Below are 12,913 nucleotides of genomic sequence, written 5' to 3' on the forward strand. Positions count from 1 at the left end.
AATATTTAATACAATGAAAATGCAGTGATTTTTGATGGGAGGACAAATAATGAATATTCATGAGTACCAAGGAAAAGAAGTTTTACAGAGTTTTGGTGTAAAGGTTCCTAATGGATATGTTGCATATACAGTTGATGAGGCTGTTGAAGCGGCAAAAAAATTAGGTACATCTGTAACTGTAGTAAAAGCGCAAATTCATGCTGGTGGACGTGGTAAAGCTGGTGGAGTAAAGGTTGCTAAGAATTTAGATGAAGTACGTACATATGCTGAAGAAATTCTTGGTAAGACACTTGTAACACACCAAACTGGTCCAGAAGGAAAAGAAGTAAAGCGTTTACTTATTGAAGAAGGCTGTGATATTCAAAAAGAATATTACATTGGTGTCGTTCTTGATCGTGCTACTTCTCGTGTTGTTATGATGGGTTCTGAAGAAGGTGGTACGGAGATTGAAGAAGTTGCGGCAGCGACTCCAGAAAAAATCTTCAAAGAAGTAATTGACCCAGTTGTAGGACTTTTACCTTATCAAGCTCGTAGACTAGCATTTAATATGAATATTCCTGATGAGCTTTTAAGTAAAGCAGTAAAATTTATGACTAGTTTATATCAAGCATTTATTGAAAAAGATTGCTCTATTGCAGAAATTAACCCACTAGTTACTACAGGAGATGGGGAAGTATTAGCGCTTGATGCTAAGTTAAACTTTGATGATAACGCATTATACCGTCAAAAAGATATTCTAGAATACCGCGATTTAGATGAAGAAGATGAAAAGGAAATTGAGGCATCTAAATATGACCTCAGCTATGTTGCATTAGATGGTAATATTGGCTGTATGGTTAACGGTGCCGGCTTAGCTATGTCAACAATGGACATCATTAAGCACTATGGCGGAGAACCCGCTAACTTCCTTGATGTTGGGGGCGGTGCTACTGCTGAAAAGGTTACAGAAGCATTTAAAATTATTCTATCCGACAAAAATGTAAAAGGTATTTTTGTAAATATCTTTGGTGGAATTATGAAGTGTGATGTAATCGCTGAAGGTGTAGTAGAAGCAACCAAGCAAGTCGGACTAAATCTTCCATTAGTTGTTCGTTTAGAAGGTACTAATGTAGATTTAGGTAAGAAAATTCTAAATGAATCCGGATTAAATATTATTCCTGCAGACTCAATGGCTGATGGTGCAAAGAAAATTGTATCTTTAGTTAAAGAAGCGTAATGGATTTAAAATCTTGTATATTAATAGACTAGATTTTGGAAAGGACGGACTATAATGAGTGTATATGTAAATAAAGATACGAAAGTAATTGTCCAAGGAATTACTGGTGGAACAGCTAGATTCCATACGAAGCAAATGCTTGAATATGGTACTAAGATTGTAGGTGGAGTGACACCGAAAAAAGGTGGTACAGAAGTAGAAGGAGTTCCTGTATTTAATACCGTTCAAGATGCTGTTGATAAAACAGGTGCTACCGCTTCTGTTATTTATGTACCTGCACCATTTGCAGCTGATGCGATTATTGAAGCAGTAGATGCAGAACTAGACCTAGTAATTTGTATTACAGAACATATCCCAGTACTTGATATGGTTAAAGTTAAGCGTTATATGGAAGGTAAGAAAACACGCTTAATTGGGCCAAACTGCCCAGGTGTTATAACTGCTGATGAATCAAAAATCGGTATTATGCCTGGTTATATTCATACCAAAGGTCATATCGGTGTAGTTTCTCGTTCTGGAACATTAACGTATGAAGCAGTACATCAATTATCACAAGCTGGTTATGGTCAAACTACTGCTGTAGGAATTGGTGGAGATCCAGTAAACGGAACTAATTTTATTGATGTATTAAAAGCATTTAATGAAGACCCAGAAACTTATGCTGTAGTTATGATTGGTGAAATCGGTGGTACTGCAGAAGAAGAAGCAGCTGAATGGGTAAAAGCGAATATGACGAAGCCAGTTGTAGGGTTCATTGGCGGAGCAACAGCACCTCCAGGAAAACGTATGGGTCATGCTGGTGCAATCATTTCTGGTGGTAAAGGTACAGCCGACGAAAAAATCAGAGTGATGAATGAATGTGGAATCCAAGTAGCAGAAACACCTGCAGTTATCGGAGAAACAATGATTCGTGTACTTGAAGAAAAAGGTTTAGCAGAAAAGTGTAAAACTCACTAATCAATAAAATATTAGGAACCTAGAGGGAAACTTCTTTTAGGTTCCTTAACCTTATATTCTACTTGAAAGGATGGGACAATTTGTTACATAATAAAAGACAAAGATTAGTGCATCTCCATCGTTGTCAAGGGATGACGAGAAGAGTTCTACGAAGATTACTCCATTTAGACCCCTCTTTATCACAGATTTATTTACTATCTATAACCTCCATAAGTAACTATCTCTCAATCAATAAAAATCAAGCTGAATCAATTTACAAGGACCTTCACAATCTGCGGTTAATTAATGAAACAATTACCGATTTACATGCATATAACGTAATAACAATCGTTGACGAGAACTATCCTCCTATGTTAAAAACTATTAAAGACCCACCTGTAGTATTATATGGCTACGGAGACCAATCCTTATTGTTAAAATGCCCATCGATTAGTGTAATAGGTACAAGAAATCCCTCAAAAGATGCTTATAAAAAAACGCGTTATATTATAAGACCATTAATTAAGGATAATTGGGTGATTGTTAGTGGGATGGCAAAAGGGATAGATAGCTTTGCACATCGAATAACGTTAACTGAAGATGGAAAGACGATAGCTGTTTTAGGTAGTGGTTTTCAACATATATATCCGAGAGAAAATAAGTTACTATTTCATCAAATTGGTGAAAATGGATTGGTACTTACGGAATATGCTCCTAATGTACCACCAAAAAAATATCACTTTCCGGAAAGAAATCGAATTATAAGTGGTTTAAGCTTTGCTACGCTAGTGATTGAGGCGACTGAAAAAAGTGGAACTATGATTACAGTGGATCAAGCTTTGGATCAGGGAAGAGAAGTTTATGCAGTGCCAGATTCGCCACATTTACCGCAATCCAGAGGTTGTTTAAAGCTCATTCAAGAAGGTGCAAAAATCGTATTATCTCATGAAGATATTCAATTGGACTGGAATCAACAACTTGTGAGTTTACGTAATATCTAATCGTTAGCTGAAAATCAGTGTATGTTTGACAATTACTCCGTATATATTTATTATTAGTGAGGATTTGATATTGATTATTAATGAATACAATTTTTTTATTATGAATGGGTTTAATCAGAAAATGTTGACATTTATTACATCTATTCTTACATTAAGATGTATAGTACGTTTAGGACACGAATGATTTAGGATTTTATATGTACTAGGTTTTTCGTTACCTCAGACTAAGGAGGAAGAGGATGGCAGACTATCTCGTAATTGTAGAATCACCTGCAAAAGCGAAAACAATTGAACGATACTTAGGAAAAAAATACACAGTAAAAGCTTCAATGGGACATGTTATTGACTTACCAAAGAGTCAAATGGGTGTCAATGTAGAAGAGGGTTATAAATTAAAGTATATAACTATTCGTGGTAAAGGTGATGTGCTAAAAGATTTGAAAAAATCAGCTAAAAAAGCTAAAAAGATTTTTCTTGCTGCCGACCCGGATAGAGAAGGAGAGGCAATTGCATGGCATCTAGCACATGCATTAAATGTAGATGAGAACTCTAAATGTCGTGTAGTATTTAATGAAATAACTAAGGATGCTATTAAAGAATCCTTCAAAAACCCACGTTCCATTGATAAAGATTTGGTGGATGCACAGCAAGCGAGAAGAGTTCTTGACCGTTTAGTTGGATATAATATTAGTCCATTATTATGGAAAAAGGTTAAAAAAGGACTTAGTGCTGGACGTGTACAATCAGTAGCATTAAAGATGATTATTGACCGAGAAAATGAAATTAATGATTTTAAACCTGAAGAGTATTGGTCAATTGAAGCTAACTTCTTAAAGGATAAAGAGGCATTTGAAGGAACGTTTTACGGAATCAATGGTAAAAAATTAGAGCTTAAGTCCGAAGCGGAAGTTAAAGAAGTTTTAAATAAGTTAGTAGATAAACAGTTTAAGATAGATAAAGTAACTAAAAAGGAAAGAAAGCGAAATCCAGCATTGCCTTTTACAACTTCATCATTACAACAAGAAGCCGCTCGAAAATTAAACTTCCGTGCTAAGAAAACGATGATGATAGCACAACAACTCTATGAAGGAATTGATCTTGGCAAGGCAAGTGGCGGTATAACTGGTCTAATCACATATATGCGTACAGATTCAACTCGAATCTCGGAAACAGCAAAAAGTGAGGCTAAAGAGTATATAGGAAATAAATATGGTAATGAGTATCTAGGTTCAGAAAGAAAAGAAAAGAAAAATGAAAATGCACAAGATGCTCATGAAGCTATCAGACCCACTTCAGTGATGAGAGAGCCTAATTCTTTAAAAGCTGTACTATCTAGAGATCAATTACGTCTTTATAAATTGATTTGGGAGCGCTTTTTAGCAAGTCAAATGGCACCAGCTGTTCTTGATACTATGACAGTCCAGTTAGTAAATAACGACATAGAGTTTCGTGCTACTGGTTCAAAAGTTAAATTTAAAGGGTTTATGAAGGTTTATGTAGAAGGTACGGATGATAATAAAAAGGAAGATGATAAATTCTTACCTAACTTAGAAGAAGGTATGATTGTAAACGCCAGTGAAATAAATCCGAATCAACATTTCACACAACCACCTCCACGCTTTACAGAAGCAAGACTAGTGAAAACAATGGAAGAACTTGGAATTGGTAGACCATCTACTTATGCTCCAACATTGGATACTATTCAACGTCGTGGTTATGTATCCTTAGACAACAAACGATTTGTACCAACTGAATTAGGAGTTATCGTAGTTGACCTATTAAAGGAATTCTTCCCGGAAATTATTGATGTAGAATTCACTGCTAAAATGGAGAATGACCTAGATTCCATTGAAGACGGTGAAGTAGAGTGGGTAAATATAATAGATGATTTTTATCACGATTTCCAAAAGCGGTTATCTATTGCAGAAGAAGAGATGGAAAAGATAGAAATTAAAGATGAGCCAGCTGGAATTGATTGTGAAAACTGTGGCCATGAAATGGTGTATAAAATGGGGAGATACGGAAAATTTTTAGCGTGTTCTAATTTCCCTGAATGTAGAAATACGAAACCAATATTAAAAGAAATTGGTGTAACATGCCCTAAATGTAAGGAAGGTAATGTAGTAGAGCGCAGTTCGAAAAAGCGTAGGGTATTTTATGGCTGCGATCGATTCCCAGAATGTGATTTTGTTTCTTGGGATAAGCCAATTTCACGACCATGCCCTAAATGTGAATCACTTTTAGTAGAGAAAAGATCGAAGAAAGAAACTCAAATTATCTGCACACAATGTGACTACAAAGAGAACACCCAAGGATAGAAAAGGAGTCGCCCCATAACGAACTGCCCCCCGGTTGTTAGATTAACAACAATTTGAGGGCAGTCTACAATGGGCGACTTTGTTTTATTTATGTAAAAATTAAGTAAAAAAAGCAATTTGTCTTGCGAAATATAAGTATTGTATGTTAGGTTGTCTATTGTGTTCTAAATGTTTCACCATTTTTGAAAAGGGTAAATAATAATTAAAGTTGTGATTATAATTTTTGCACAATTGGTAAAAATATTGAATAGGTGATAATTTATATAATTTGAAGGTATCGAATTATGTCGAAAAAAGTAGTACTTCTTTATTGACTATTTATATTTATATCGCTATAATTGTCCAGTGGTAAGCGAATCTACTTGACAGCATTTAGGTGCACGATTATAAGTATTGCAACCAATTCAGAATTTTGTTACAATTTTGTTAAGTTCGTTGCAATCTTCATTTCATATATGGTATAGTTTTATTTGGCTGTTAAGTTGAGGTGAGTTTTTGGATAATCTTGCACTATACAAAAAAGCATTTACAGAATACCTTCAAATTGAAAAAAATGCTTCACCATACACAGTAGAATATTACAATCATGACTTAGAAGAGTTTTTTACTTTCGTACTTCAAGAGGGATTTGAATCTGTTCAAGACATTGATCAACGCTCTGTCCGTGTATTTTTAACTACTCTCTATAATCGAAAACTTTCTAGGAAATCTGTATCTAGAAAGATTTCTAGCCTACGTACTTTTTTTAAGTATTTAGAAAGAGAAAATGTTATAATCACAAATCCCTTCATGCTAATAAGCTTACCAAAAGCTGCCAAACCTATTCCAGGATTCCTATATAAACAGGAAATGGAAAAACTTTTTGAAGTAAATGACACTAATGATCCTTTGGGGCAACGTAATCAAGCTTTATTAGAAACGCTCTATGGAACGGGAATTCGAGTAAGTGAATGTCAGAGTTTAAAATTGAAGGATATCGACTTTTCTATTGGAACAATGCTTGTGAAAGGAAAAGGGAACAAAGAACGTTATGTTCCTTTTGGTAGTTTTGCTGAAAAGGCACTTCAATTGTACATACAAGATGGTAGAAAACAATTACTCGAAAAGTCAAATGCGAATTCCGAAGCTGTATTTCTAAATTCAAGAGGAAACCCGATAACAACTCGAGGCATTCGGTTAGTTTTAAATAATATGATGGAAAAAGCAGCACTTACGATAAACTTACATCCCCATAAATTAAGACACACCTTTGCAACGCATTTATTAAATGAGGGTGCCGATTTGAGAACAGTACAGGAACTCTTAGGACATGACAGTTTATCATCTACGCAAATTTACACACATGTAACGAAAGATCATTTGCGCAATATCTATTTAGATAGTCACCCGAGAGCTAAAAAGTAGGAATAACGGATGAGGTGATTTAATTGGCACAAGAAATTCATGCCACCACAATATTTGCTGTTCAGCATAATGGACAATGTGCAATGAGTGGTGATGGACAGGTAACACTTGGAAATTCCGTTGTTATGAAGCACAAAGCAAAAAAGGTTCGTAGATTGTATAATGGTCAAGTTTTAGCTGGATTTGCCGGTTCTGTGGCTGATGCTTTTACCCTTTTTGAAAAGTTTGAAGGGAAACTTGAGGCGTTTAATGGTAATTTAACTCGTGCTGCTGTGGAATTAGCGCAAGAATGGCGAAGTGACAGGGTATTAAGGAAGTTAGAAGCTATGCTGATTGTCATGAATAAAGAAAGCATGTTATTAATTTCTGGAACTGGTGAAGTAATTGAGCCGGACGATGGTATTCTAGCAATTGGTTCAGGTGGAAATTATGCACTAAGTGCTGGCAGGGCCCTTGTAAACTATGCAGATCATCTATCAGCAAAAGACATAGCTTTAGCTGCCATGAAAATAGCTGGTGAAATATGTGTGTTTACAAATGATCAAATTACGCTGGAAGTACTTGATTAAAGAGGAGGCCATGCATAATGAGTATTAATTATACTCCGAGACAAATTGTAAGCCAACTGGACAATTACATCATTGGCCAACAAAGTGCTAAAAAATCTGTTGCAGTAGCTTTACGAAATAGATACCGTAGAACTTTATTGGATGAAAAGTTAAAGGATGAAATTGTCCCAAAAAACATTCTAATGATTGGACCAACAGGTGTAGGTAAAACGGAAATTGCAAGACGGCTAGCGAAGCTTGTTGGAGCGCCGTTTGTGAAGGTTGAGGCTACTAAATTTACAGAAGTAGGTTACGTCGGAAGAGATGTCGAATCGATGGTGCGGGATTTAGTAGAAATGTCCCTACGAATGGTTAAAGAAGAGAAAATGAATGAAGTCATGGGGAAGGCAAAGGAAGAAGCTGAAAGAAAGCTAGTTAAACTTCTCGTACCGCAAGTTAAAAAGCAATCTACTATTTCTAATCCATTTGAAATGTTATTTTCTGGTCAAGGTAATCATGATGATTCTGAAGACGGAGAAAAAGATGAAGAGATTAAGAATAAACGAAGTAGAGTTGCACATCAACTTGCAATGGGGGAACTTGAAGAACATATTGTTACAATTGAAATTGAAGAAGTTCCGCCTTCCATGTTTGATTTATTACAAGGATCTGGAATGGAACAAATGGGTATGAATATGCAAGATGCTTTTGGACAATTTATGCCAAAGAAAAAGAAAAAACGTAAACTTCCTGTTTCTGAAGCAAGAAAAATACTTACCCAGCAGGAGGCTCATAAGCTTGTAGATATGGAGGAAGTATCACAAGAAGCAATAACTAGAGCTGAACAATCTGGCATTATTTTTATTGATGAGATTGATAAAGTTGCTGGTAAACAAGATAACTCACCAAATGTATCCCGTGAAGGAGTTCAACGAGATATACTGCCTATAGTTGAGGGGTCAACAGTTGTAACAAAGCATGGTTCAGTTAAAACAGACCATATGCTATTTATTGCTGCAGGAGCTTTTCATATGGCAAAGCCATCTGATTTAATTCCTGAATTACAAGGTAGATTTCCAATTCGAGTAGAATTAGAAAAACTTTCAGTTGAAGACTTTGTTCGTATATTAAATGAGCCTTCAAATGCTCTATTAAAACAGTACCAAGCATTGTTAAAAACGGAAGGTATAAATGTTGTGTTTACAGACAAAGCTGTAAATAGAATAGCAGAAATCGCCTTTCAAGTAAATCAAGATACTGATAATATTGGTGCAAGAAGGCTTCATACAATACTAGAAAAATTACTAGAAGATTTATCATTTGAAGCTCCAGATGTTTCGATGGACACGGTTGAGATAACACCAGAATATGTCGATCAAAAACTAAGTACAATTGTTAAGAATAAAGACTTAAGTCAATTTATATTGTAAAAAAATTAAAAATTGGAGGAATAACTAATAATGGAACTATTAGACCGCGCAAGAAAAATTAATTCAATGTTACAAAAGGCAACAGGTAAATCAGTAAATTTTAACGACATGGCTGTTTCGCTAACAGAGGTAATTAAAGGGAATGTATTTATCTTAAGTAGAAGAGGTAAATTACTAGGCTATGCAATCAATCAAGAAATTGAAAACGAACGTATGAAAGCTATGCTTGAGGAAAGACAATTTCCAGAAGAATATACTGAAGGTCTATTTCATATTCATGAAACGACACCTAACTTAGACATTAATAGTCAATATACAGTATTTCCAGTGGAAAACAAAGATCTATTTAAAGATGGACTAACTACTATTGTACCTATTATTGGTGGTGGAGAGCGTCTAGGAACGTTAATCATCGGTAGATTAAAAGAAGCTTTCAATAATGATGACTTACTATTAGCCGAGTATGGAGCTACAGTAGTAGGAATGGAAATACTTCATGAAAAAACTGAAGAGATTGAAATGGAAGCAAGAAGTAAAGCGGTTGTTCAAATGGCAATTAGCTCACTTTCTTACAGTGAACTAGAAGCAATTGATCATATCTTTGAAGAACTTAATGGGCACGAAGGATTACTAGTAGCTAGTAAAATTGCAGACCGTGTAGGTATTACAAGATCTGTTATTGTTAACGCGTTAAGAAAGCTAGAAAGTGCGGGTGTAATTGAATCTCGTTCTTTAGGTATGAAAGGTACTTACATTAAAGTTTTAAATGATAAGTTTTTAGTAGAACTGGAAAAATTACGTTCTAGATAATGTGAAAAACACCTGTGGATAATTATCCACAGGTGTTTTTTTGCGGTTTTATTACTCTTTATGGTAGGTAGTAAATAAGAACTAGATTTCGTGTATAATGAACTTAATATTTTACATATTTCTACATAAAATTTTTATTTAGAGACAAAATGGAAATATTTACATAAAAATCGAAAGGGCATCTAGTGAAAAATACCTAGTATTATGCTCCTGTTTTCCTTCGTTTTCCAGAAAACTGTCGAATTTTGATAGACTTTGACCAAGATATAAATTACAATATTCGTATAGAATTTTTAATTTGTGTCCGTCTTTATATTTTTTTATTAATGATTTAAGGAGGGTGAAAAAATGAATCTGTTTAGCGGGACAATTAATACATTACAGCAATCACTTAATTATGCTTCCGTAAAGAATCAAACGATAGCCTCAAATATTGCGAATGTAGATACTCCGAATTATAAGGCAAAAGAAGTTGTCTTTAAAAATGTGCTTCAAGAAGAACTTACAAACACAATAACAGCTAAGCGAACACACTCCATGCATTTAACGTTTGAACAAGGGCAAAAACTTCCATATAGCATTGTTCAACGAAATAACACAATGTTTAATCATAATGGAAATAACGTAGATATCGATAAAGAGATGGCAGAGTTAGCCCAAAACCAAATCTATTATCAAAGTTTAGTGGATCGTATAAATGGTAAGTTTAATAGTTTACAGACAGTAATTAAAGGAGGCAGATAATATATGTCTATCTTTAATGCGTTTAACGCAAGTGCAAGTGCACTAACAGCGCAACGTTTACGTATGGATGTTATATCGTCTAATATCGCCAATGCTAATACTACAAGGGCAACAGTGAACGAGAATGGGGAGTTTGTCCCATACCGAAGAAAAATGGTAGAAATTGAACCTAGCGATAAAAGCTTTCAATCTTATTTACATAAGGCGACTAACATGTCCAACAATCCAGCTAGCGGTGTGAAGGTAACGGGGATAGTTGAGGATGAAGAACCCTTTAAACTAGTATATAATCCAACACATCCGGATGCTAATGATGCTGGTTATGTACAGATGCCAAATGTTGATCCATTAAAAGAAATGGTGGATTTAATGAGTGCAACTAGATCGTATGAAGCCAATATTACAGCGTTAAATGCTAGTAAAAGTATGCTAATGAAGGCGTTAGAAATTGGTAAATAAGGAGGAAGAAAATGAGTTTATCTATAGGTGATTTAAATAATTCCTTAATAAACGCTACAGATGTTAAGAAGGTAACTACTCCTGGTGAAGCTCAAGCAAACTTTGCCAATTTATTAAAAAATGCAATTAACAATGTTAATGAACTACAAGTTGTATCTGATAAAAAAACAGAAGCCCTTGCGATGGGACAGATTAATGATTTACATGATGTTATGATCACTGCGCAAAAAGCTAGTGTTACTCTACAAGCAACGGTAGAAATGCAACGTAAGGCAATTGATGCGTATAACGAGATTATGAGAATGCAAGTTTAAGAAAACTTATATGTGTTATATCGGAATAATTCGCAATTGTTTAACAAAAAAAATTAAAATTAATAATCAATTTTTTGTAGATTGAACAATGGTTATTAATTTGTTTTTGAATTTGGCGGGGGAGTACATGAACAACGATAAAATAATGAAATTTAATGAAACGGCAAAGGCATTTTGGTCAAACAGATCGAAAGGTCAAAAAGGTTTAATAATTGGTTCTTCGCTTGCTGTTATTGCTTTAATAGTAGTAATTTCATTATTTGCGACGAAATCAGATTACGTGCCATTATACAAAAATTTGTCCATTCAAGAGGTAGGTCAAATAAAGGCGGAGTTAGATGCACGAGCTGTTCCATATGAGATAGGCGAAGGTGGTTCAACTATTTCCGTACCAAAGGAACAAGCAGATAGCTTGCTAGTTGATTTGGCAGGTTTAGGGATACCGAACAGTGGCAGTATCGATTATTCCTTCTTTAGTGAGAATACTTCTTGGGGAATCACAGATAATGAATTTAATGTAATGCACTTAGATGCAATGCAAACAGAACTTGCTAATTTAATTAAGAGTATTCAAGGAATCAATGATGCGACTGTCATGATTAATATGCCTAAAGAGCCGATTTTTGTTAATGAAGCAACACAACCGACAAGTGCTTCTATAGTTATTCAAACAGCACCGGGGCATCGTTTCGAAGGAAATCAAATAACGGCATTATATCAATTAGTATCAAAGGCCGTACCTAATCTGAATCCTGAAAACATTACGATTATGAATCAATATTCAGAGCACTATGATATGAACACAGATACCTCTAATGGTTTCCAAGATGTTTATTCATATCAGCAAACAGTTAAACGCGATATTGAAAGAGACATTCAAGGAAGATTACAACAAATGCTCGGTACGATGGTTGGGATGGATAATGTCATTGTATCTGTAACTGCTGATGTGGATTTCACTCAAGAAAATAGAGTGGAAGAAATTGTGGAACCAGCTGATCAGGATAATATGGAAGGTTTGCCGGTCAGTGTTGAGACTATTCATGAAACATATACAGGTTCCGGGGCTAATCAAGTTGGCGGTACTGCAGGTGCTGGAGAAGGTGATATACCTGGATATGAAGGTGCTGACAATGGAGACGACGGAGAATATGAGTATATAAAAGAAACTGTAAATAATGAATTTAATCGAATACAAAAGGAAATTGTAGAAAGTCCTTATAAGGTTCGTGACTTAGGAATTCAAGTTGCGGTCGATCGAATGGATAATGAAGGTAATAGATTGAATGCAACCCAAGAAGAAGAAGTAAGGAATAGTATAGCTGATATTTTAAACTCAATCATTACTACTTCTGTTGATCCAGGATATCAACCTAATGAGGCTATAGAGGACCAGAATAACACGAGAACTTCAATTGTTTTTCAGGAATTTAGTCCTTCTGACACCACTACACTTGAACCTGGATTTAGAGCACCACTTTGGATGTATATTGTTGGTGGAGTATTACTATTAGTCATTGTTATTTTAATCATTTTATTGCTTAAACGTAGAAGCAAGACAGAAGAAGCTCGCGAAGAAGCAATTGCAGCTGATTCTGTGGAAACAGTACCTGATTTAGAAACAACAGAAGAAACAGAATCTATTCAGCGTAAAAAGCAATTAGAAAAAATGGCAAAAGATCGACCAGAAGAATTTGCGAAATTACTACGCGGATGGTTAGGAGAAGATTAGG

12 protein-coding genes are annotated in these 12,913 nt (G+C 35.1%); all 12 read left to right on the plus strand.

The genetic code is table 11. The features are described from left to right. Positions 1 to 49 precede the first annotated feature (49 nt). The 12 genes from sucC to fliF all read left to right on the plus strand — a co-directional run bounded on the left by sucC (position 50) and on the right by fliF (position 12,912). On the plus strand, positions 50 to 1,216 hold the full coding sequence (gene sucC / locus AB1K81_RS04365) for an ADP-forming succinate--CoA ligase subunit beta (RefSeq protein WP_412975425.1): 1,167 nt from the start codon (positions 50 to 52) through the stop codon (positions 1,214 to 1,216). A 54-nt stretch (positions 1,217 to 1,270) separates the two neighbouring features. Continuing rightward, positions 1,271 to 2,173, plus strand: a complete 903-nt coding sequence (gene sucD / locus AB1K81_RS04370; RefSeq protein WP_412975426.1) for a succinate--CoA ligase subunit alpha — start codon at positions 1,271 to 1,273, stop codon at positions 2,171 to 2,173. 80 nt (positions 2,174 to 2,253) lie between these two features. Beyond that, the gene (dprA, locus tag AB1K81_RS04375) at positions 2,254 to 3,153 is read left to right on the plus strand and encodes a DNA-processing protein DprA (RefSeq protein ID WP_412975427.1); all 900 of its coding nucleotides are present in this window, start codon (positions 2,254 to 2,256) and stop codon (positions 3,151 to 3,153) included. Between the two features lie 239 nt (positions 3,154 to 3,392). Further along, a complete protein-coding gene (gene topA, locus AB1K81_RS04380; protein WP_412975428.1) occupies positions 3,393 to 5,471 on the plus strand; it encodes a type I DNA topoisomerase in 2,079 nt (692 codons plus the stop codon). 495 nt (positions 5,472 to 5,966) lie between these two features. Continuing rightward, positions 5,967 to 6,875, plus strand: coding sequence for a tyrosine recombinase XerC (gene xerC / locus AB1K81_RS04385; RefSeq protein WP_412975429.1), 909 nt, complete (start codon positions 5,967 to 5,969; stop codon positions 6,873 to 6,875). Positions 6,876 to 6,898: 23 nt separating this feature from the next. Continuing rightward, positions 6,899 to 7,444, plus strand: a complete 546-nt coding sequence (gene hslV / locus AB1K81_RS04390) for an ATP-dependent protease subunit HslV (protein ID WP_412975430.1) — start codon at positions 6,899 to 6,901, stop codon at positions 7,442 to 7,444. Positions 7,445 to 7,461: 17 nt separating this feature from the next. Continuing rightward, positions 7,462 to 8,853: an ATP-dependent protease ATPase subunit HslU gene (gene hslU / locus AB1K81_RS04395; protein ID WP_412975431.1), complete on the plus strand. Its 1,392-nt coding sequence runs from the start codon at positions 7,462 to 7,464 to the stop codon at positions 8,851 to 8,853. Between the two features lie 30 nt (positions 8,854 to 8,883). After that, on the plus strand, positions 8,884 to 9,663 hold the full coding sequence (codY, locus tag AB1K81_RS04400; protein ID WP_412975432.1) for a GTP-sensing pleiotropic transcriptional regulator CodY: 780 nt from the start codon (positions 8,884 to 8,886) through the stop codon (positions 9,661 to 9,663). Between the two features lie 348 nt (positions 9,664 to 10,011). Continuing rightward, positions 10,012 to 10,407, plus strand: a complete 396-nt coding sequence (gene flgB / locus AB1K81_RS04405) for a flagellar basal body rod protein FlgB (protein WP_412975433.1) — start codon at positions 10,012 to 10,014, stop codon at positions 10,405 to 10,407. Between the two features lie 3 nt (positions 10,408 to 10,410). Continuing rightward, complete coding sequence (gene flgC, locus AB1K81_RS04410; RefSeq protein WP_412975434.1) at positions 10,411 to 10,866, plus strand: flagellar basal body rod protein FlgC; 456 nt, start codon at positions 10,411 to 10,413, stop codon at positions 10,864 to 10,866. Positions 10,867 to 10,877: 11 nt separating this feature from the next. Continuing rightward, complete coding sequence (fliE, locus tag AB1K81_RS04415) at positions 10,878 to 11,180, plus strand: flagellar hook-basal body complex protein FliE (protein ID WP_412975435.1); 303 nt, start codon at positions 10,878 to 10,880, stop codon at positions 11,178 to 11,180. A 127-nt stretch (positions 11,181 to 11,307) separates the two neighbouring features. After that, positions 11,308 to 12,912 carry a flagellar basal-body MS-ring/collar protein FliF gene (gene fliF, locus AB1K81_RS04420; RefSeq protein ID WP_412975436.1) on the plus strand — a complete coding sequence of 535 codons (1,605 nt, stop codon included), beginning with the start codon at positions 11,308 to 11,310 and terminating at the stop codon, positions 12,910 to 12,912. Position 12,913: the final 1 nt, after the last annotated feature.

The organism is Ornithinibacillus jepli, from assembly GCF_047228935.1.
Lineage (GTDB): Bacteria > Bacillota > Bacilli > Bacillales > Amphibacillaceae > Ornithinibacillus.

Coding starts and splice junctions, on each gene's coding strand:
- sucC (WP_412975425.1), top strand. CDS start 50: ATGAATATTCATGAGTACCAAGGAAAAGAAGTTTTACAGAGTTTTGGT.
- sucD (WP_412975426.1), top strand. CDS start 1,271: ATGAGTGTATATGTAAATAAAGATACGAAAGTAATTGTCCAAGGAATT.
- topA (WP_412975428.1), top strand. CDS start 3,393: ATGGCAGACTATCTCGTAATTGTAGAATCACCTGCAAAAGCGAAAACA.
- hslU (WP_412975431.1), top strand. CDS start 7,462: ATGAGTATTAATTATACTCCGAGACAAATTGTAAGCCAACTGGACAAT.
- codY (WP_412975432.1), top strand. CDS start 8,884: ATGGAACTATTAGACCGCGCAAGAAAAATTAATTCAATGTTACAAAAG.
- flgB (WP_412975433.1), top strand. CDS start 10,012: ATGAATCTGTTTAGCGGGACAATTAATACATTACAGCAATCACTTAAT.
- flgC (WP_412975434.1), top strand. CDS start 10,411: ATGTCTATCTTTAATGCGTTTAACGCAAGTGCAAGTGCACTAACAGCG.
- fliE (WP_412975435.1), top strand. CDS start 10,878: ATGAGTTTATCTATAGGTGATTTAAATAATTCCTTAATAAACGCTACA.
- fliF (WP_412975436.1), top strand. CDS start 11,308: ATGAACAACGATAAAATAATGAAATTTAATGAAACGGCAAAGGCATTT.